20 protein-coding genes are annotated in these 20,060 nt (G+C 66.7%); 10 read left to right on the top strand and 10 right to left on the bottom strand.

Translation table 11 applies throughout. The features are described from left to right. Nucleotides 1-155: 155 nt before the first annotated feature. On the bottom strand, nucleotides 156-512 hold the full coding sequence (locus CRO22_RS07305; protein ID WP_141399424.1) for a hypothetical protein: 357 nt from the start codon (nucleotides 510-512) through the stop codon (nucleotides 156-158). 147 nt (nucleotides 513-659) lie between these two features. Here CRO22_RS07305 and CRO22_RS07300 point away from each other — a divergent pair, with 147 nt between their 5' ends. Both CRO22_RS07300 and CRO22_RS07295 read left to right on the top strand, forming a co-directional pair. Beyond that, nucleotides 660-1,949 (top strand): sensor histidine kinase, encoded by a 1,290-nt coding sequence (locus CRO22_RS07300; RefSeq protein WP_097069469.1) that lies wholly within the window; start codon nucleotides 660-662, stop codon nucleotides 1,947-1,949. After that, nucleotides 1,946-2,536, top strand: a complete 591-nt coding sequence (locus CRO22_RS07295) for a response regulator transcription factor (RefSeq protein WP_097069468.1) — start codon at nucleotides 1,946-1,948, stop codon at nucleotides 2,534-2,536. Before CRO22_RS07300 ends, CRO22_RS07295 begins: the two co-directional genes overlap by 4 nt. A gap of 3 nt (nucleotides 2,537-2,539) precedes the next feature. On the opposite strand, the gene CRO22_RS07290 is transcribed toward CRO22_RS07295, so the two are convergent. From CRO22_RS07290 to CRO22_RS07260, 7 genes are all read right to left on the bottom strand, one after another. Continuing rightward, nucleotides 2,540-2,890 (bottom strand): H-type lectin domain-containing protein, encoded by a 351-nt coding sequence (locus tag CRO22_RS07290; RefSeq protein ID WP_097069467.1) that lies wholly within the window; start codon nucleotides 2,888-2,890, stop codon nucleotides 2,540-2,542. A gap of 104 nt (nucleotides 2,891-2,994) precedes the next feature. Beyond that, nucleotides 2,995-3,393, bottom strand: a complete 399-nt coding sequence (locus CRO22_RS07285; protein WP_097069579.1) for a F0F1 ATP synthase subunit epsilon — start codon at nucleotides 3,391-3,393, stop codon at nucleotides 2,995-2,997. Between the two features lie 10 nt (nucleotides 3,394-3,403). After that, nucleotides 3,404-4,822: a F0F1 ATP synthase subunit beta gene (gene atpD / locus CRO22_RS07280; protein ID WP_097069466.1), complete on the bottom strand. Its 1,419-nt coding sequence runs from the start codon at nucleotides 4,820-4,822 to the stop codon at nucleotides 3,404-3,406. Between the two features lie 20 nt (nucleotides 4,823-4,842). Continuing rightward, on the bottom strand, nucleotides 4,843-5,715 hold the full coding sequence (locus CRO22_RS07275) for a F0F1 ATP synthase subunit gamma (RefSeq protein ID WP_097069465.1): 873 nt from the start codon (nucleotides 5,713-5,715) through the stop codon (nucleotides 4,843-4,845). A 20-nt stretch (nucleotides 5,716-5,735) separates the two neighbouring features. Next, nucleotides 5,736-7,265 carry a F0F1 ATP synthase subunit alpha gene (gene atpA, locus CRO22_RS07270; RefSeq protein ID WP_097069464.1) on the bottom strand — a complete coding sequence of 510 codons (1,530 nt, stop codon included), beginning with the start codon at nucleotides 7,263-7,265 and terminating at the stop codon, nucleotides 5,736-5,738. Next, nucleotides 7,265-7,825: a F0F1 ATP synthase subunit delta gene (locus CRO22_RS07265; protein ID WP_176518575.1), complete on the bottom strand. Its 561-nt coding sequence runs from the start codon at nucleotides 7,823-7,825 to the stop codon at nucleotides 7,265-7,267. The genes atpA and CRO22_RS07265 overlap by 1 nt, the downstream gene beginning before the upstream one ends. A gap of 322 nt (nucleotides 7,826-8,147) precedes the next feature. Next, complete coding sequence (locus CRO22_RS07260; protein ID WP_097069462.1) at nucleotides 8,148-8,906, bottom strand: class I SAM-dependent methyltransferase; 759 nt, start codon at nucleotides 8,904-8,906, stop codon at nucleotides 8,148-8,150. 60 nt (nucleotides 8,907-8,966) lie between these two features. On the opposite strand from CRO22_RS07260, the gene gloB reads away from it, so the two are divergent. The 5 genes from gloB to rpsD all read left to right on the top strand — a co-directional run bounded on the left by gloB (nucleotide 8,967) and on the right by rpsD (nucleotide 15,205). Next, a complete protein-coding gene (gloB, locus tag CRO22_RS07255; RefSeq protein WP_097069461.1) occupies nucleotides 8,967-9,737 on the top strand; it encodes a hydroxyacylglutathione hydrolase in 771 nt (256 codons plus the stop codon). 3 nt (nucleotides 9,738-9,740) lie between these two features. Next, entirely contained in the window at nucleotides 9,741-10,886 is a 1,146-nt protein-coding gene (locus CRO22_RS07250) for an HPP family protein (protein ID WP_097069460.1), read from the top strand. Between the two features lie 160 nt (nucleotides 10,887-11,046). Then, nucleotides 11,047-13,365: an ATP-dependent Clp protease ATP-binding subunit ClpA gene (clpA, locus tag CRO22_RS07245; RefSeq protein WP_097069459.1), complete on the top strand. Its 2,319-nt coding sequence runs from the start codon at nucleotides 11,047-11,049 to the stop codon at nucleotides 13,363-13,365. Between the two features lie 3 nt (nucleotides 13,366-13,368). Further along, nucleotides 13,369-14,391 (top strand): M23 family metallopeptidase, encoded by a 1,023-nt coding sequence (locus CRO22_RS07240; protein WP_097069458.1) that lies wholly within the window; start codon nucleotides 13,369-13,371, stop codon nucleotides 14,389-14,391. 193 nt (nucleotides 14,392-14,584) lie between these two features. Further along, entirely contained in the window at nucleotides 14,585-15,205 is a 621-nt protein-coding gene (gene rpsD, locus CRO22_RS07235; RefSeq protein WP_097069457.1) for a 30S ribosomal protein S4, read from the top strand. 96 nt (nucleotides 15,206-15,301) lie between these two features. Here the strand turns inward: rpsD and CRO22_RS07230 are convergent, their stop codons facing one another. Next, entirely contained in the window at nucleotides 15,302-15,739 is a 438-nt protein-coding gene (locus tag CRO22_RS07230; protein WP_097069456.1) for a hypothetical protein, read from the bottom strand. A gap of 236 nt (nucleotides 15,740-15,975) precedes the next feature. Here CRO22_RS07230 and hisC point away from each other — a divergent pair, with 236 nt between their 5' ends. The 3 genes from hisC to CRO22_RS07215 all read left to right on the top strand — a co-directional run bounded on the left by hisC (nucleotide 15,976) and on the right by CRO22_RS07215 (nucleotide 19,061). Next, nucleotides 15,976-17,067: a histidinol-phosphate transaminase gene (hisC, locus tag CRO22_RS07225; protein WP_097069455.1), complete on the top strand. Its 1,092-nt coding sequence runs from the start codon at nucleotides 15,976-15,978 to the stop codon at nucleotides 17,065-17,067. Between the two features lie 3 nt (nucleotides 17,068-17,070). Next, nucleotides 17,071-17,994, top strand: a complete 924-nt coding sequence (locus tag CRO22_RS07220; RefSeq protein WP_097069454.1) for a prephenate/arogenate dehydrogenase family protein — start codon at nucleotides 17,071-17,073, stop codon at nucleotides 17,992-17,994. A gap of 371 nt (nucleotides 17,995-18,365) precedes the next feature. Beyond that, complete coding sequence (locus CRO22_RS07215) at nucleotides 18,366-19,061, top strand: extensin-like domain-containing protein (protein ID WP_245860909.1); 696 nt, start codon at nucleotides 18,366-18,368, stop codon at nucleotides 19,059-19,061. Here the strand turns inward: CRO22_RS07215 and CRO22_RS07210 are convergent, their stop codons facing one another. After that, entirely contained in the window at nucleotides 19,062-20,048 is a 987-nt protein-coding gene (locus tag CRO22_RS07210; RefSeq protein WP_097069452.1) for a DUF2125 domain-containing protein, read from the bottom strand. Nucleotides 20,049-20,060 lie beyond the last annotated feature (12 nt).

Here is a 20,060-nt window from a genome sequence, read left to right as displayed (position 1 = left end):
CCTGTTCCCGCCTCATGTTGGGGTCTGACGCCCCGGTTATCCACAGACTATAGGGGGGAACCGACAGATCGGGTAGCAAAAATGTGACCCTACCAGATACGGGGGGGGAGGTGTGGCGGCGCGGACTCAGGCACCGCATCCCGCCGTCAGCGGGCTCAGCCCGCCGGGGCGGGAACGGGCGCCGGGGCAGGTTGCGCGGCGGCGCGGTTGCGCGCGTAGACCGCAAGGCATTCGGGCATCACTTGCATCACCTCGATCTCATGGGCGAGCGCGGCATCAACCTTGTCGGCCGACATCGGCCCGACCTTTTGGGCAGCCGGTGCAAGCGTGCCATCGCCCTTGCCGGTGATCAGCGAGAATTGCCCGCCGGGCTCCGTACCGACATAAGCAAAACAGGTGCCGCGCTGGCTGATCTTCGGCGCCGTTGGGTCAGCCGGCATTCCCTCGACACAGGCGACAAGCGCAAGCGGAGCCAGCAAAAGCAGGGCGGGGGCGACAGCAAAACGGGGCATCGAAACCTCTTGGAGAACCTCGGCCAACGGTAGCAGCCTGCGCCGCCGGAGCAAAGACCAATCCGATGCCGCGGTCGCATCCGGTTGCCCCTGCGGCGGGCTTGCGGCATTGTCGCCCCCAATCCGCCGCAACCTGTGCGAGACCCGATGCCGCCGCCTGCGCCTGCCGAGCCCAGATCTGCCGTTCCGCCCGCCACCCGGCATGGTGAGACCGCCTGGCTGCTCGTGCAGATCCGCTGGGTGGCGCTTGCGAGCCTGATCGCCGCCACTGCCTATGCCGTAAAGGTTCTTGGCATCGCCCTGCCGGTCGAACATATCGCCGTGGTGGTGGTACTGCTGGTCTTTTACAATCTCGTCACCGCAGTCTCGGTGCAGCGCTCGACAAAACTGCCGGACTGGATCATCGTGCTGCAGCTCGCCTTCGACAGCGGCGCGTTGACTGCGCTCCTCGCTCTGTCTGGTGGCGCCTCAAGCCCGTTCCTGATGCTGCTCGCAGTGCCACCGCTTCTTGCCGTCTCGCTCTGCGCGCCCTTCTCCGCACTGCCGATCTATCTTTTGAGCAATGCGGCAATGTCCTGGCTCGTCACCCGCTCCGCGCTCAGGGGCGAGACCACGGGGGCGGCGCCGACCGGGCTATTCCTCGCCTTCGTACTCACCTCGACGCTGATGGTCTGGTTCGTGCTGCGGCTGCGGCTCAGCATGGCGGCGCGCGAGGCGGCGATCGAGGAGCTGCGCCGCGCCAAGGCCGAGGCCGATCAGCTTGTCGGGCTCGGGCTGCTCGCCTCGGGCATGGCGCATGAACTCGGCACGCCGCTCACCACCCTTGCTGTCACGCTCGATGACTGGGCCGAGATCGGCCCGCCGGAAGGCGCGGCGATGACATCCGAGCTTGAGCGGATGATCGCACAGCTCCACCGCTGCCGCGCGATCGTTTCGCGTACATTGCAGGCCGCGGGGCGCGAACGGCTCGAGGCGGCGGCGGATGTGCCCGCCGAAGCCGAGATCCGGCGCATCCTTGCCATGTGGAGCGGCTCACGCGGGCGGGCGCGGGTACCGCTTACCGCAAGCGCCACCCTGCGTGGCGCCCGCATCCTGACGGCGCCAATTTTCGAGGCCGCGCTCGTCAACCTGCTCGACAATGCCGAGAGCGCGGCGCCGGGCACACTTTCCGCACGCCTTGAAACCGAGGGGCAACGGCTCGTTCTGACCCTCACCGATCGCGGCCCGGGCTTTCCTGAAAGCGTTCTTGCCCATCCAGGCGCGCCCTTCCTCTCGGGCTCGGGCATGCCCGGCCGCGGGCTCGGCCTGTTTCTCGCGCGCAATGCGATCGACCGGCTGGGGGGCCGGATGGAATTGCGCAACACCCCCGCGGGCGCGGAGGTCCGGCTCTGCCTGCCGGTACTCGACCGCCCCCTTGGCCCAGGAGATCCATCATGACCGACACTGCCGCCGCGCCTTCCGGGCCCCGCTGCCTGCTGATCGTCGAGGATGATCCACATCTCGCGGAGACCCTCGCCGGGGCCTTTGCGCGGCGCGGCTATGAGGTGCATGCCGCAACGCGCGAAGAGGCAGCGATCGGGCTCGCCGGGCGCTATGATTTCACCCATGCGATCGTCGATCTGAAGCTGGCCGAAGGCTCCGGGCTCGGCGTGGTGAAGGCCCTGGGCGAAAAGGCTGCCCCGCCCGCAACTGTGGTGCTGACGGGCTTTGCCGCGATTTCCACGGCGGTCGAGGCGATCAAGCTCGGGGCCACGCAATATCTCGCCAAGCCCGCCACCGCGCGCGAGATCGAGGCGGCGTTTGGGCACCGCGCCGGGATGGCGATGCCGGAGATCGAGGCGCCGCAAATCGGCGTGAAGGCACAGGAATGGGAGCTGATCCAGCGCACCCTTGCCGAGACCGGCTTCAATATCTCAGAGACCGCGCGACGGCTCGGCATGCATCGGCGCACGCTGGCGCGCAAGCTTGCCGCGCATCGCGCCGCGACCGAGGGGATGGACTTGGAGGATGACGGCGAGCCTTGACGCTCAGAGGATCTCCCAATCCTCCTCATGCTTGCAACCGCCGATCGCGAGCCAGTCGGCCCGCACCCGGGCCACGCGCGTATCCCCCCAGGTACGAAACACGATGACAAAGCCCTCGACCGTCACCATGTCGGCCGAAATATCCATGCGCGGATTGTGCTTCTGGTCGATGTCCCACATCGACAGCGAGACCTGCACCGCGGGCGTCTCCTGGAATGGCTCGTCGAATACGACCGCGCGGCGCAGCTCGCGCGGCCCCTCGCCCGTCCACATCACGCCGCCGTCCTGATAGTCAGAAAAGAGCACGATCGAGCCCTGCGCGATCCCGATCCGCGTGGAAGACAGTTTCAGCATGCAGCGCCACTCGCTCCTTCTGGTTCGGGGCACGCTATTATGCGGGCGCGCAAAACAAAAGCCCCGGCGCGAGGCCGGGGCTTTCCAGTCCTTGCGGGCCGCGCTCACAGGTTGATGTGAGTGCCGAGCGCCTCCATATCGGCGAGCATCTTCGCCGCCGCATCCGCCACCGAGGGCGGCGCCGCGTCGAGAACCTTTTTCGCCTCCGCCAGCATCTCGGCATGGATCGCGGCGGTCAGTTCCGCCTTGGTCACGCCGCGCTCGGCCAGAACGGTCACTTTCTCGCCCGAGACCTCCGCGAAGCCGCCGGTGACGGCGAATTCGGCGGTGCCTTCGGCGCTCACCACGGTCAGGATGCCCGGCCGCAGCGTCAGGATGACGGGCGCATGGCCCGGCATCGCCGTCAGATCGCCTTCCACGCCGGGAAGACGGACCTCGCGGGCCGGGACGGAAGCGAGCTTCCGCTCCGGCGAGACGAGGTCGAACTGCATCGTATCGGCCATCATGCCCCCCTTACGCCGCAGCGGCGAGGCGCTGGGCTTTCGCGATCACGTCTTCGATGCCGCCGACCATGTAGAAGGCCGCTTCCGGCAGGTGGTCATATTCGCCCGCCACCACAGCCTTGAACGACTTGATGGTGTCTTCGAGCGGAACCTGCACCCCGTCCGAGCCGGTGAACACTTTCGCCACGTCGAAGGGCTGCGACAGGAAGCGCTGGATCTTCCGGGCGCGGGCCACGGTCAGTTTGTCTTCTTCGCTCAACTCGTCCATGCCGAGGATGGCGATGATGTCCTGCAGCGACTTGTAACGTTGCAGCATGCCTTGGACGTCCCGGGCGACCTGGTAGTGCTCTTCGCCCACGACTTGCGGGTCGAGGATCCGCGAAGTGGAGTCGAGCGGGTCCACGGCCGGGTAGATGCCGAGTTCCGAGATCGCACGCGACAGCACGGTCGTGGCGTCGAGGTGGGCGAACGAGGTGGCCGGCGCGGGGTCGGTCAGGTCGTCGGCCGGCACGTAGATCGCCTGCACCGAGGTAATCGAGCCCGCTTTGGTCGAGGTGATGCGTTCTTGCAGCGCGCCCATGTCGGTGGCGAGCGTCGGCTGGTAGCCCACGGCCGAGGGGATACGGCCGAGAAGCGCCGACACTTCCGAACCCGCTTGGGTGAAGCGGAAGATGTTGTCGACGAAGAACAGCACGTCGGTCCCGGACTGGTCGCGGAACTGCTCGGCCAGCGTCAGGCCGGTCAGCGCGACACGGGCACGGGCCCCCGGAGGCTCGTTCATCTGACCGTAGACGAGGGCCACCTTCGACTCTTCGAGGTTGTCGAGGTTGATAACGCCCGATTCGATCATCTCGTGGTAAAGGTCGTTGCCCTCACGGGTCCGCTCGCCCACACCCGCGAACACCGAGAAGCCCGAGTGCACTTTCGCGATGTTGTTGATCAGTTCCATGATGAGCACGGTCTTGCCCACGCCGGCGCCGCCGAAGAGACCGATTTTCCCGCCCTTCGAGTAGGGGGCGAGCAGGTCGATCACCTTGATGCCGGTCACGAGGATCTGGCTTTCGGTCGATTGCGCCGCGAAATCGGGGGCCGGTTGGTGGATCGCCCGGGCCTCGGTTTTCGCCACAGCGCCGCGCTCGTCCACCGGCTCGCCGATGACGTTGAGGATACGGCCGAGCGTCGCATTGCCCACCGGAACGGTAATCGGGCCGCCGGTATCGCTCACGGCGGCGCCGCGCACGAGGCCTTCCGAGGCGTCCATGGCGATCGTGCGCACGGTGTTTTCGCCGAGGTGCTGGGCGACTTCGAGCACGAGGCGCTTGCCGTTGTTGGTGGTTTCAAGGGCGTTCAGAATCGCCGGGAGGCCGTCTTCGAACTGCACGTCGACGACGGCGCCGATGACCTGGGTCACTTTGCCTTTGCTTGCCATTGGTTCTATCTCCGGTTCCGTCAGAGCGCCTCGGCGCCCGAGATGATTTCGATAAGCTCTTTGGTGATGGCGGCCTGACGCGAGCGGTTAAACTCGATTGTCAGACGGTCGATCATGTCGCCCGCGTTGCGGGTGGCGTTGTCCATGGCCGTCATCTGGGCGCCGTTGAAGGACGCGTTGTTTTCGAGCAGAGCGGCGAAGATCGCCGTCGCCACGCCGCGCGGCAGGAGGGCCGTCAGGATCTCCTGATCGCCGGGCTCGTAGTCATAGACCGTCGAGGCCCCGGCTTCCACGGTTTCGATCTCGGCCGGCACGATCTGCTGCGCCGTCGGCGTCTGGCTGATCACGCTCTGGAAGGTCGAGTAGAAGATCGTCGCGACATCGAATTCGCCAGCGTCGAAGCGGGCGAGGATGTCTTCGGCAATCCCCTGCGCGGTGGCGTAGGTGAGCTTCTTCACTTCGCTCAGATCGACATGGCCGATGAAATGGTCGCCCAGGTCGCGGCGCAGCGCGTCGCGGCCCTTTTTGCCGACGGTGAGAATTTTCACCGTCTTGCCTTGGGCGATCAGCTCATGGGCCCGCGTCCGCGCGAGCTTGGCGATGTTGGCGTTGAAGCCGCCGCACAGGCCGCGCTCGCCGGTCATCACGACCAGAAGCTGAACCTGCTCGGAGCCGGTGCCGGCCAGAAGCCGCGGCGCCCCCTCGTTCGAGCCCACCGCAGTGGCAAGGCTCGACAGAACCGCCGACATCTGTTCGGCGTAGGGGCGGGCAGCTTCCGCGCTTTCCTGGGCGCGGCGAAGTTTCGCCGCCGCGACCATCTGCATCGCTTTCGTGATCTTGCGAGTGTTCTTGACACTCACGATCCGGTTTTTGAGGTCCTTAAGGCTGGGCATCTCCCTGTCCTTTCAGGCCGTCACGCGAAAGTCTTGGCGAATTCTTCGATCGCGGACTTCAGCTTGGTTTCGGCATCGCCCTTGATCTTCGGATCCTCGTTGGTGAGCCAGTCGAGGATGTCCTTGCGCGAAGAGCGCAGATAGGCGAGCAGGCCCTTTTCGAACCGACCGACTTCTTTCACCGGGATCGCGTCGAGGAAGCCCTTGGTGCCGGCAAAGATCACCGCAACGATTTCCGCGTTGGTCAGCGGCGAATATTGCGGTTGCTTCATCAGCTCGGTCAGGCGGGCGCCGCGGTTGAGCAGCTTTTGCGTGGCGGCGTCGAGGTCCGAGCCGAACTGCGCGAAGGCGGCCATCTCGCGATATTGGGCGAGTTCCAGTTTCACCGGGCCGGCCACCGATTTCATCGAGTTGGTCTGCGCCGAGGAGCCCACGCGCGACACCGACAGACCGGTGTTCACGGCCGGGCGGATGCCTTGGTAGAAGAGTTCGGTTTCAAGGAAGATCTGACCGTCGGTGATCGAGATCACGTTGGTCGGAATGAAGGCCGACACGTCGCCGCCTTGCGTTTCGATGACCGGCAGAGCGGTCAGCGAACCGGCGCCGAAGTCTTCGTTCAGCTTGGCCGAACGCTCGAGCAGGCGCGAGTGGAGGTAGAACACGTCGCCCGGATAGGCTTCACGCCCCGGCGGACGGCGCAGAAGCAGCGACATCTGACGGTAGGCGACGGCTTGCTTGGAGAGGTCATCATAGATGATCAGGCCGTGCATGCCGTTGTCGCGGAAGTATTCCGCCATCGCGGTCGCCGAATAGGGGGCGAGGAACTGCATCGGCGCCGGGTCCGAAGCGGTCGCGGCGACAACGGTGGTGTATTCCATCGCGCCGGCTTCTTCGAGCTTTTTCACCAGCTGCGCCACGGTCGAGCGCTTCTGGCCGATCGCAACATAGAAGCAGTGCAGCTTGTTGTTCGGGTTGGCGTCGTTGTAGGACTTCTGGTTCAGGATCGTGTCGAGCGCGATCGCGGTTTTACCGGTTTGACGGTCACCGATGATCAGTTCGCGCTGGCCGCGACCGATCGGGATCATCGCGTCGACCGACTTGAGGCCGGTCGCCATCGGTTCATGCACCGATTTGCGCGGAATGATGCCCGGGGCTTTCACGTCGGCGATGCGGCGCTCGGCGGCTTCGATCGGGCCTTTGCCGTCGATCGGGTTACCCAGCGCGTCGACGACGCGGCCGAGCAGGCCCTTGCCCGCCGGAACGTCCACGATGGCGTTGGTGCGCTTGACAGTGTCGCCTTCCTTGATGTCGCGGTCGGAGCCGAAAATAACGATCCCGACGTTATCGACTTCGAGGTTGAGCGCCATGCCACGGATGCCACCGGGGAATTCGACCATCTCGCCGGCCTGGACGTTGTCGAGCCCGTGCACGCGCGCGATACCGTCGCCCACCGAGAGCACGCGGCCCACTTCGGCAACCTGGGCATCCTGCCCGAAGTTCTTGATCTGCTCCTTGAGGATCGCAGAGATTTCAGCAGCCTGGATGCCCATTATCCAACCTCTTTCATGGCGTTCTGGAGGGAAGCGAGTTTGGCTTTGACCGTGGTGTCGATCATGCGCGAACCCAGCTTGACGATCATGCCGCCGATGAGGCTTTCATCGACAGCGACGTTCAGTTTGACGGTCTTGCCCGTCTTCTTGGCGAGCGTGGCCGCCAGCTTCTCGGTCTGCGCGGCGCTCAGCGCGATGGCGGAGGTGACATCGGCGGTCATCTCGCCCTTGGCCTCGGCAATCGCCTCGGCCAGCCCCTTGAGCAGTTGCGGCAGCGCGAACAGGCGGCGCTTCGAGGCCATGAGCTTGAGCCCGTTGGCAAGCGGCGCCGAGAGCCCCATCTTCGCGGCGAGCGCAGCGATCGCGGCTTCCTGCTGGGCGCGGCTGTAGACCGGCGAGCCGATCAGGTCGCGCAGATCGGTCGAGGCGTTCAGCGCGTCGCGGAGCGCGTCCACATCGGCCGAAAGCGCGTCCAGCCCGCCGGCGTCCTTCGCAAGATCGAAGATGGCCGTGGCATAGCGCCCGGCAATGGCTGCAGAAATCGAAGCTGGTTCGGACACGTCCACCCTTCCGATGCTTTTGCCTCCGCACCCCGGCCGACACCGCCGCGACCGGGGCAGAGGCCCCCCTGGAACGCGCAAGTCTCCCATGCGCGCGCCGCATTCGGGGGTGCTAGTAACAGAGCAATGTGACCCTCGCAACCATCTTGGCATACGGAATGTGAATGTCCGGGGCACATTTCAGGCCAAGCCCCGGATGTTAGCGCTGAGCCTCGCCGCCCCTTTCGGCGCGGGGCGCAAGCTCAGGCGCCACCGGGGGAAAATCGCGCTCGCCCGGGGGCAAGCTGCGGAGCAGCGATTCTCTTTCCGCGCCGCGGCACCCTCAGACCCTGCCCGCGACGGGGTTCGGCGTGCCCTCGAGAATGGAGAGCGGCTTGCGTACCGCCGCCCCCAGCCCCGGGCGACGGGGCGCATGGACCTGTTTTGACACTTCGAGGATCAGCACCCCCGCCGCCAGAACCCCCGCGGCGCGGATGCCGATACGCTCCCACATCTCGGCCGAGCGCAACCAGAACCGCCGCTGCGAGGGCGGAATGTAAAGCGCCGCCGTCTGCCGCTCGGGCACGAAACCGGCACGGCGCACCTGAGCATCAAGCTGGCCCAGAGTATAGGGGCGCCCGAAGCCGAAGGGCGTGGTCTCCTGCGGCGCCCAGAGGCCAGCGCGGTTGGGCACGATGAAAAGCGCCCGCCCGCCGGGGCCGAGCACCCGCCAGCATTCTTCCAGCAGCGCATCGGGATGATCTGAGACCTCAAGCCCGTGCAGCACGATCAGCCGGTCGACCCGGCCGGTTTCCAATGGCCAGCGGGTCTCGTCGCAAAGCACCGAGACATTGGGCTCGCCGGCGGGCCAAGGCATCACGCCCTGCGGCGCGGGCATCAACCCGATCACCCGCCGCGCCGCACCAAGGTAGGGGCGCAAGAGCGGCACCGCAAAGCCGAACCCCGCCACGGTGAGCCCGGTCATCTCGCCCCCGGTGGCGGGCCAGAGCGCCTCGACCCGGTCGCGCACCGATTTTTGCGCCGTGCGGCCCAGCTGGGTGCGATAGTAGAATTCGCGCAGGTCGAGCACGTCGAGATGCATTGCAGTTCCGCCTTCCTTCGGCTTAGCTTGGTCAGGATAGTGCAAGAAGTTCAAAACGCCATGACCCTCGAACTGCTCACCATTCCCTGCCTGGCCGACAATTACGCCTATCTGTGGCATGACACAGCCACCGATACCACCGTTGCCGTCGATGTGCCCGAGGCGGCGCCCCTGATGCGGGTGCTCGCCGAACGCGACTGGCAGCTCCATCACATCCTGCTCACTCATCACCACAACGACCATATCGCCGGGGCGGAGGCGCTCGCCCAGGCCACGGGCGCCAAGGTGGCGGGGGCGGCAGCCGATGCGCATCGCTTGCCCCCGCTCGATCATCCGCTGCGCCCCGGCGAGGTGCTGCCGGTGGGGGTGGAAGACGTGCAGGTGCTCGGCGCCGACGGCCACACGCTCGGCCATATCGCCTATTACCTGCCCGACGCGGGGCTTCTTTTCTCCGGCGACAGCCTGATGAGCTGGGGCTGCGGACGGCTTTTCGAGGGCAGCCCGGCGCAGATGCACGAGACGCTCGCACGCCTCGCCGCGCTGCCGCCCGAAACGCTGGTCTGTTCGGGGCATGAATACACGCTTGCGAACGGCCGCTTTGCGCTCAGCCTCGAGCCCGACCATCCGGCGCTTCTGGCGCGCCTGGCCGCGGCAGAGGCGGCGCGGCGCGAAGACCGCCCCACCCTGCCGGTGACGCTCGCGACCGAGCTTGCCACCAACCCGTTCCTGCGCAGCGCCGAACCGGGCCTACGCGCCGCGCTGGGCCTTGGCGAGGACGCGCAACCGCTCGAGGTCTTCACCGCGGCGCGGACGCGCAAGGACAGGTTCTGAGCGATGGCCGCACCCGGCCCCCTGAAGCGCTTCGGGCGCCTTCTGGGCGGCTTTGGCCCGGCGATGGGGCGCCGCCCGCTGCCCGAGATCCTGCGCCCGGCCCTCGGGGTCGGGCTTGCCATGGCGCTCGCCGATGTCGCGATCTCCGCGCTTCATGGTGACCGCGCAAACGGGCTCTTCCTCGTCTCGGGGCTCGCCTCCTCGGCAGTGCTGATCTTCGCCATTCCCAATTCGCCGCTCGCCCAGCCCTGGTCGGCCTTCATGGGCATGGTGATCTCGGCCGAAGCCGCGGTGGCCGCCACCAGCTTCGTGCCCTATCCCTTTGCCACCGGCGCAGCGCTCGCGGGAGCGGTGGCCGGCATGATGGCGCTGCGCGCGCTCCATCCGCCCGCCGCCGGGGTGGCCCTCTTCGTGGTGCTGGAAGCCGAGGCCGGGCGGCCGGTGCATCCGCTCTTTCCGCTCTTTCCGGTGGGGGCGCTGATGGCGGGGCTGATCGGGCTCGCGCTTTTGTGGCACCGGCTGTTCCGGCAACGCTACCCGAACCGGCTACCCCGCATCGCCGATGCCCCCCGCCCCGCCAGCGGCCTTGATGCCGCGGCGCTGGAAAAGATGCTGCTCGATTTCCGCCAGTCCACCAACATCGCGCCCGAGGATCTGGAACGGCTGACCGCGGCGGTCGCGGCACGCGCAGCGCAGACGCTCCTTGCCACCACCCCCGCCCGCACGATCATGCACCCAGCCGTGACTGTTGGCCCGGAAATGCCGATGCGCGAGCTGATCGCGCGGATGCGCGCCGGTCGGTTGCGGGTGCTCGCCGTGGCCGACAGCGAGGGGAGCCTGCTCGGCCTTGTCGATCAGAGCCGCCTGATCGCCGCACTCGCGGCAGGTTATGGCCAGCCTTCCCGCACGTTTCTCGCCCGCGAACCGCAAGCGGCCGAACTGATGGACCCGCTGCCGCGCCCGGTCGCCGCCGACTTGCCTCTGGCGGCGCTGCTGGCGCGCTTTGCCGAGCCCGGCGCGCTGCCCGTGCCGGTGCTCGATGGCGGCCGTCTTGTCGGCATGGTGGGGCGCGCTGACCTTGTGAGCGCGCTCACCAGCCGCGCCCCGGGTTTCGATCCGGGCGCCGCTTCCTCAGACCAGACACGGTGACGCTGCAATCGCGGGCGCCATCCTCCGGGACTGATCACAATTGCAACAGAGTTAGAACGGGTCGAGAAAAATGCCCCTTCAGGGCTTGAAGCGCGACGAAATCCACCGAAACTTAACCTTGTGACGCCAGGATCGGATTACCCCAAGAAAGGAGCGCCGGATGCCCTCGTTCTCGACCACGCTCGAACAAGCAATTCACGCGGCCTTGGCCCTTGCCAATACCCGCAAACACGAACTGGCGACGCTCGAACATCTGCTTCTGGCGCTGCTTGACGAACCCGATGCCAGCCGTGTGATGCGCGCCTGCGGGGTCGATCTGGAGGAATTGCGCCAGACGCTCACCGAATTCATCGACGACGATCTCTCGACGCTGATCACCGAGGTGGAAGGCTCCGAAGCCGTTCCCACCGCCGCCTTCCAGCGGGTGATCCAGCGCGCCGCGATCCATGTGCAAAGCTCGGGCCGCACCGAGGTGACGGGGGCGAATGTGCTCGTCGCGATCTTTGCCGAACGCGAGAGCAACGCCGCCTTCTTCCTGCAAGAGCAGGACATGACCCGCTATGACGCGGTGAACTTCATCGCCCATGGCGTGGCGAAAGACCCGGAATTTGGCGAGGCCCGTCCGGTTGTCGGCGCCGAGGAAGAGACGAAATCCGAGGCCGCGCAGCCCGGCGAGGCAAAGGAATCCGCGCTTGGCAAATACTGCGTGAACCTGAACCAGAAATCGCAAAAAGGCGATATCGACCCGCTGATCGGGCGCGCCGAAGAGGTCGAGCGCTGCATTCAGGTGCTGTGCCGCCGCCGCAAGAACAACCCGCTTCTGGTGGGCGATCCGGGCGTGGGCAAAACCGCGATCGCCGAAGGCCTCGCGCTCAAGATCACCCGCGGCGAGACGCCGGAAATTCTGGCCCATGCCACGATCTACTCGCTCGACATGGGCGCGCTTTTGGCGGGCACCCGCTACCGCGGCGACTTTGAAGAGCGGCTGAAAGCAGTCGTGAAAGAGCTCGAAGACCATCCCGACGCGATCCTCTTCATCGACGAGATCCACACCGTGATCGGGGCCGGGGCCACCTCGGGCGGCGCGATGGATGCCTCCAACCTGCTCAAGCCCGCGCTGCAGGGCGGCAAGCTGCGCTGCATGGGCTCGACCACCTACAAGGAATTCCGTCAGCACTTCGAAAAGGACCGCGCCCTTTCGCGCCGGTTCCAGAAGATCGACGTGAACGAGCCCTCTGTGCCCGACAGCATCAAGATCCTGATGGGGCTCAAACCCTATTTCGAAGAGCACCACGAGGTGCGCTACACCAATGACGCGATCAAGGCGGCGGTGGAGCTTTCGGCGCGCTACATCCATGACCGCAAGCTCCCCGACAAGGCGATCGACGTGATCGACGAGGCGGGCGCGGCCCAGCACCTCCTGCCCGAGAGCAAGAAACGCAAGACCCTCGGCGCGAAAGAGATCGAGGCCGTGGTGGCGAAGATCGCCCGCATCCCCCCGAAAAACGTCTCCAAAGACGATGCTCAGGTGCTGCGCGATCTGGAAAAAACGCTCAAGCGTGTGGTGTTTGGTCAGGACAAGGCGATCGAGGCGCTCGCTTCGGCGATCAAGCTCTCCCGCGCCGGTCTGCGCGAGCCCGAAAAGCCGATTGGCAACTACCTCTTTGCGGGCCCCACCGGCGTCGGCAAGACCGAGGTGGCCAATCAGCTTGCGAGCACGCTTGGCGTGGAACTGCTCCGCTTCGACATGTCGGAATACATGGAGAAACACGCGGTCTCCCGTCTCATCGGCGCGCCTCCGGGCTATGTCGGCTTTGACCAGGGCGGGCTTCTGACCGATGGCATCGACCAACATCCGCATTGCGTGCTGCTGCTTGACGAGATCGAAAAGGCGCACCCCGATGTGTTCAACATCCTGCTGCAGGTGATGGACCACGGCAAGCTGACCGACCACAATGGCCGTCAGGTGGATTTCCGCAATGTGATCCTGATCATGACCTCGAACGCCGGGGCCTCCGACATGGCGAAAGCCGCAATCGGCTTTGGCCGCGAGCGCCGCGAGGGCGAGGATACCGCCGCGATCGAGCGCACCTTCACGCCGGAGTTCCGCAACCGCCTCGATGCGGTGGTGAGCTTCGCGCCGCTGCCGCGCGAGGTCATCTTGCAGGTGGTCGACAAGTTCGTGCTCCAGCTCGAAGCGCAGCTCATCGACCGCAACGTGCATATCGAGCTGACCCCCGAGGCCGCGGGCTGGCTCGCCGAGAAGGGCTACGACGACAAGATGGGCGCCCGCCCGCTGGGCCGCGTGATCCAGGAGCACATCAAAAAGCCGCTCGCCGAGGAACTGCTGTTCGGCCGGTTGATGAAAGGCGGCGTGGTGCGGGTGACGGTGAAGGACGACGCGATCGCCCTCGAAGTCGAGGAACCCGGCAAGCCGCGCCTCTCCGGTTCGAAACCGCGGCTCCTGCCCGCAGGCTGAGCGATGCGGCTCCCGGCCACCGGGGGCACCGCCCCCAAAGCCTTCTTCCTCCCTCGTCCCGCTCTGTCGGGGCGGGGGTTTTTTATCGCGCTGTGCGCGGCGCTTCTGCCCGGCGCGGGGGCGGCCCTCACGCTCGATCTGCCCGTCGCCTGCACGCTCGGCGAGACCTGCTACATCCAGCATTACCTCGACCGAGACCCGGGGCCGGGCGTCGTTGATTACGGCTGCGGCTCGGCCACCTATGAGGGCCATGACGGCACCGATTTCGCGCTCCCCACGCGCGCGGCGATGGCAACAGGCGTGGCGGTCATCGCCGCGGCACCGGGCCGGGTGCGCGCGGTGCGCGATGGTGAGGCGGATGGCGCGCTTCTCTCGGGCGAGAGCGTCGCGGGCAAGGAATGCGGCAATGGCGTGGTGATCGACCATGCCGAGGGCTATCAGACCCAGTATTGCCACCTCAAACGCGGCTCGGTGGCAGTGAAACCGGGAGAGCAGGTCGCAGCCGGGGCCCGGCTCGGGCTGATCGGCCTCTCCGGTGCGGCGGAATTTCCCCATCTTCATCTGACTGTGCGCAAGGATGGCCACGAGATCGACCCGTTCCACCCCGGCGCTGCGCTCACTTGCGACACCCCTCCCGCAGACGGGCTCTGGCGCGCGCCCCTGCCCTATGTTGGCGGCGGGCTGTTGCAGGCGGGCCTGGCGGCTGCGCCCCCAGATTTTGACGCGGTGAAAGCAGGCCTCGCTGCCCCCGCGACCCTTCCCGCCGATGCCCCGCTTCTCCTCTGGGCCTATGGCTATGAGAGCCGCGCAGGCGATCTGCTCACGCTGCGCCTCACCGGCCCCGGCGGTTTCGTCTTCGACCATCAGACCCGTCTGGAAAAACCACAGGCGCTGTTTTATCGCTATGGCGGCAAGCGCGCCCCCGCGGGCGGGCTCACGCCCGGACCTTATAGCGCCGAGGTCGTGCTCACCCGGGAAGGGCGCGAAATCGGACGCCGCCAGCTTGGCGTCGAGATTTCCCGCTGAGCGCGGGATTTTCCGCATCGCTCCGTTGACTCCCGGGCGCGGGCCTGTATAAGCCGCCCATCCCGGTGGCCAAGGCTGCCGGGCCTTTCATTGGTGTTGGTGGACCCCGCAAGGGGAAACCTGTCGCCCGAAGCCTCGCGGATGGGGTGGAGGGAAAGGACAACGCCCTTCGTAACACAGAAGGAGATCAGCGATGACCAAACGCACCGCTGCCAAGTACAAAATCGACCGCCGCATGGGCGAGAACATCTGGGGCCGCTCGAAATCGCCGCTCAACAAGCGCGATTACGGTCCGGGCCAGCACGGCCAGCGCCGCAAGGCCAAGCTGTCGGACTTCGGGACCCAGCTCCGCGCCAAGCAAAAGCTCAAAGGCTACTACGGCGATCTGACCGAAAAACAATTCCGCCGCATCTACGCCGAAGCCGAGCGTGTGAAGGGCGACACCGGTGAAAACCTGATCGGCCTGCTCGAGCGCCGCCTCGACGCGGTGATCTACCGTGCCAAATTCGTGCCGACCGTCTTCGCCGCGCGTCAATTCGTGAACCACGGCCACGTCACCGTGAACGGCAAGCGCGTCAACATCGCTTCCTACCGCGTGAAGGAAGGCGACGTGATCGCGGTGCGCGATCGCTCCAAGCAACTCGCCCTCGTGCTCGAAGCCGTGCAATCGGCCGAGCGTGACGTGCCCGACTATCTCGAAGTCGACCACAACAAGATGACCGCGACCTTCGTGCGCACCCCGGCGCTGGGCGACGTGCCCTACCCGGTGCAGATGGAACCGAACCTCGTGGTCGAATTCTACGCGAAGAACTGATCTGTTCTTCGCCTCCGAACCGGAAGGGCCGCCCCATGGGCGGCCCTTTTTCTTTGGAACCGGTTGACGCTGCGGGAGAGGCTGGCCCCTCAGGGCCTACTTTTCGGCGGCGTGTTCGGCCAGGGCGCGTTGCACCATCATCACCGGATCGCGGTCGATGTAGAGTATGCGTTCCAACAGGCTGCCACGATAAAGGATCCGTCGGTAACTGCCCGCACCAAGATCATCGAGATACTGCGTTGCCTCGGTTTCGGACCCGATCCGCGGGTGCAACCGCTCCTGCGAGACCTGCGCGATCTTCTCGACAGAGCGGCGCAGCGCGCGTTCTGTCGAACCGGTCCAGCGCCCGTCAGCATCCCCGAGAAAAAGCTCGGCGCGCCGCAGCTCGTGCTGCACAGAGATGCGATCGGCCTCGGGCAGGGCGCGGAAGCTCGCCGCGAGCCCATCGGCCCCGGCGGCATCGGGCACGCCGAGGGCAAGACACAGCAGGGCAGCGCCCAGAAGCGCGGAACGAAGAGAAGACGGAACGGACATGGTCAGCCTGTGATCGAGGAACGGATCGCCCCGGCGCCGCCCCGGACCGGGGCGAGCACCAGAGCGCTGTCCTTTCGTTGCGCAAAGGCGTGCATTTTTCGTAAACGACCGCCCCCCGCCCTTCCGGATCGGCAAGCGGGCCACGGTTTTGCGCCCCGTCTCCGCGCGGCTGAAACAAGGCTTCCAAAGCGCGAACTTGCCCGCTATTGAGGCGACACGTACGAGGAAAGGCTGCCATGACCGACCCTATTCGCCCCCAACCCGGCATTCTCGACATCGCGCTTTACGAAGGCGGGGCGGCGCATGTCGCCGGGGTCAGCGATGCGATCAAGCTCAGCTCGAACGAGAACCCGCACGGGCCCTCCGACAAGGCGAAGGAGGCGTTCCAGCGCTGCATGCACAAGCTGCACCGCTACCCGTCGACCGATCATGCCGGGTTGCGGCAGGCGATCGCGGAAGTACACGGGCTCGATGCGGCCCGGGTGATCTGCGGCGTCGGATCGGACGAACTCATTCGCATGCTCACCAATGCCTATGCCGGGCCAAAGGATGAAGTGCTCCACACCGAGCACGGCTTCCTGATGTATGCGATCGCCGCGAAGGGCGCGGGGGCGACGCCGGTCTCGGTGGCCGAGCGCGAGCGCACGATTGATGTCGATGCGATCCTGAAGGCCTGCACCAAAAAGACGAAACTCGTCTTCATCGCCAATCCGAACAACCCGACCGGCACGATGGTGGGGCTGGCCGAGCTGGAGCGGCTGGCGCTTGGCATGCCGAAACAGGCGATCCTCGTGATCGACAGCGCCTATGCCGAATATGTCGATGGCTATGACGGCGGCGCCGAACTTGCTGACCGGCTCCCCAATGTGGTGATGACGCGGACGTTTTCGAAAATCTATGGCCTTGGCGGGCTGCGCATCGGCTGGGCCTACGGGCCGCAGGCGATCATTGACGTCCTCAACCGCATTCGCGACCCGTTCAACCTCTCGACCGCGCAGCTTGAAACCGCCGAGGCGGCGGTGCGCGATCAGGACTGGATCACCCATTGCCGGGCCGAGAATGCGCGGCTGCGGCACTGGCTCTCGGAAGCGCTGGCCGAACGCGGCGTGCCGAACGACACCTCGATGGCGAATTTCGTGCTTGCCCGTTTCGGCTCCGAGGCCGAGGCCGTGGCCTGCGATGAATTTCTGAAGAAAGACGGGCTGATCGTGCGGCGCGTGGCGGGCTACGGGCTGCCGCATTGCCTGCGCATCACGGTGGGCGACGAGCCCTCCTGCCGCCGCGTCGCGCATCTGATCGGCGTGTTCAAGGCCGGCGGCACGGTCTGAGCCATGAAACATTATGACCGGGTCGCGCTGATCGGGCTGGGGCTCATCGCCTCCTCGATGGCGCATGCGATCCGCGCGGGCGGGCTAGCGGGCGAGATCTGGGGCCATGCCCGCTCGGCCGAGACACGGGCGACCGCGCTCGAGATCGGCCTTGTCGACCGGGTGTTCGAGACCGCCGCCGAGGCGGTGGCAGGCGCCGATCTTGTGGTGCTTTGCGTGCCGGTGGGCGCGATGGCGGCAATTGCCGCAGAGATCGCGCCCCATCTCGCGCCCGGCGCCACCGTGACGGATGTCGGCTCGGTGAAACAGGCGGTGATCGAGGCCGTCGCCCCGCATATGCCCGCGCATGTGCAGTTCATCCCCTCGCACCCGCTTGCCGGGACCGAACATTCCGGGCCACGCTCGGGTTTTGCCACGCTCTTCGTCAATCGGTGGTGGCTCGTCACGCCGCTCGAGGGCAATGACCCCGCCGCCGTCGCCCGGCTCAAGGGGTTCCTCGCGGCGATGGGCGCCAATGTCGAGGAGATGGAGGTGACGCGGCATGACCTCGTGCTCGCCGTCGTCTCCCACACGCCCCACCTCATCGCCTATACGATGGTGGGCGTAGCCGACCATCTGCGCCGCGTCACCCATGACGAGGTGATCAAATATTCCGCCTCCGGCTTTCGCGATTTCACCCGGATCGCGGCCTCCGATCCGACGATGTGGCGCGACGTCTTCCTGACGAACAAGGAGGCCACCCTCGACATCCTCGGCCGGTTCACCGAAGAGCTCTTCATGCTGCAACGCGCGATCCGGATGGGCGATGGCGAGATGCTGTTTGACTATTTCACCCGCACGCGGGCGATCCGGCGCGGTATCATTGAGGCCGGGCAGGATACCGCCGCCCCCGATTTCGGCCGCAGCCCCCCCGCCGAGACGAAGTGATGCGCCGGGCGGAAGCCCTTGCGCTCGCAGCGGCCCTCGCGCTCGCCCCGGCCCTGGGGGAGGCTCGCCCGCTCGACCGGTCGCCCCGCCCCCTGCCCCATCCCGCCGCGGCGGCGCCCGCGCCCGCAAAGCCCGTCGCCGCACCCGAGCCCATGGTTTTGGCGCCCCGTCCGGGGGCGGGGACGGCCGGCGCCTCGCTCTTTCCGCAACCTCCCGCGCCCGAAACAACTGAGCCCGCCCCTGCGGCGACGGAGCCAGAAGCGACAGGACCACAAACGGAAGGATCTGAAACGACGACCGGGCCAGCCCTGCCCCGCTCACCGCGCCCTTTGCCGCGCCCCGGGACGCAGGCCCCCCCTGCGCCAGAGAGCATGCCACAGCCTGAACCCGAACCTGTCCCCGACCCCGCCGCCCCACCACCTGCGGCAATGCCCGGAAGCCTGTTCCGCCCCGGAGTGCTGAGCACGCCGAAACCGCTCCCCCGCCCCGCCGCGCCCGCTCCGCGCGCCTCCGGCCCCGCAAGCGCCCCCACGGCCGCACTTTCGCCCCGGGGCGCGCTCTGCGGCACCCGCGGCATCGAGGGCACGCAGATCGCGCCGATCAAGGGCGAGGTGCCGGGCTGCGGGCTCAGCGATGGGGTGAAGGTGACAGCCATTTCGGGTATCCCCTTCTCGGACCCCCTGACGATCGACTGCGCGACGGCGCAGGCGATGAAAACCTGGATCGACCGTGGCATCGTTCCGGCGGTGGGGCGCAAGGGCGGCGGCATTGCGCGGATCGAGATCTTCGCGAGCTACACCTGCCGTCCACGCAACAATCAGCGCGGCGCGAAGCTCTCCGAACACGGGCAGGGACGCGCGGTGGATTTCGGCGGGGTGACGCTGAAAAACGGCCGGGTGATCGACGTGCTCACCGGCTGGAAAAGCGAGCCGCGGATGCTGCGCGCGATCCATGCAGCCGCCTGCGGCCCCTTCGGCACCGTGCTCGGGCCGAAATCGGACCGGTTCCACCTCAATCATATCCATGTCGATACGGCGTATTACCGCTCAGGCCCCTATTGTCGCTAGCTAGGGTACGATCCGCGGTGCAGGTCCAAGCGGCAACCCGGCGAAAAAGACCATCCCGTTCTGGAAGCTGAGCGGCAGATGCACGCGCCCGTCAGCACTTTGGCGCGCGAGCCCCTGCCCCAGCGCCGAGAGCATCGGCATTTTGCCGGCGGGCACAAACCCCGCGCCCTTGGCGAGCGTGAGCCACGCGTCCCAATCGGAAACTGCGAGCATTACCGAGCCCTCCGGCCAGCCTTCGGGGGTGATCGCAAGCGCTCCGGTGGCCGTCAGCGCATGCCCGCCCCAGACCAGTTCCGCCGCACCGATCTCAAGGCCGGTGAGCGGCGGCGGGCGGTGTTGCAAAAGCCCCAGCGGGGCGGCGAAGGTCAGCTTCGCGTCAAGCGAGAATGTTTCGATCTGATCAGGGAAGCGCGCCTCCGGAATGAAACCCGTGATGAGCCCGAGCGGAAGCGCGAAATCCGTGCACCCTGCCTGCAAATGATAACCGCCCGCAGTGTCCGTGCTTTCAACTGCGACGGTCGCCCGATCCAGCGCAAAGGCGGGAGCCGCCGCCCCCTCATGGGTGAGGCGGATCGCTTGCAGATCCGCCCCGAGGGCGCGCAGCGGCAGATCCGCCCCGAAACCGAACCGCATCGCGCCTTGCGCCTGAGCGCCGCTGAGCGTGAAGCTTTGCCCGCCCAGCGTGAGCTTTTGCGGCAGCGCCAGATCGGCGCGCCAGGACCAGAGCGCCCAGAGCGGAGCGGCGATCTCGACCAGGGGGATCTCCCAGTCGATCCCGCGGGCCGGATCACGCAGCGCAACCCCTTGCAGATCCACACCGATCCGCGCCGGAAAGCCCACGGCCTGCGCCGCCTCGAGCCCGCCTTGCCCGCGCGCCGAAAGCGCTGCAAAGCCCGCCACGGCCCCCCGCTCCAGCGCCATGCCGGCGCCCCAGCTGGCTACGCCCAGCGCCGCCACAAAAAGCCCTGCCCCGATCCAGCCCCGCATTGCGCCCCCTTT

The organism is Rhodobacter maris (assembly GCF_900217815.1).
GTDB classification, from domain to species: Bacteria; Pseudomonadota; Alphaproteobacteria; order Rhodobacterales; family Rhodobacteraceae; genus Rhodobacter; species Rhodobacter maris.
Note: the sequence above shows the minus strand (reverse complement) of the source record. Positions and strands in the feature narration are given on the sequence as shown.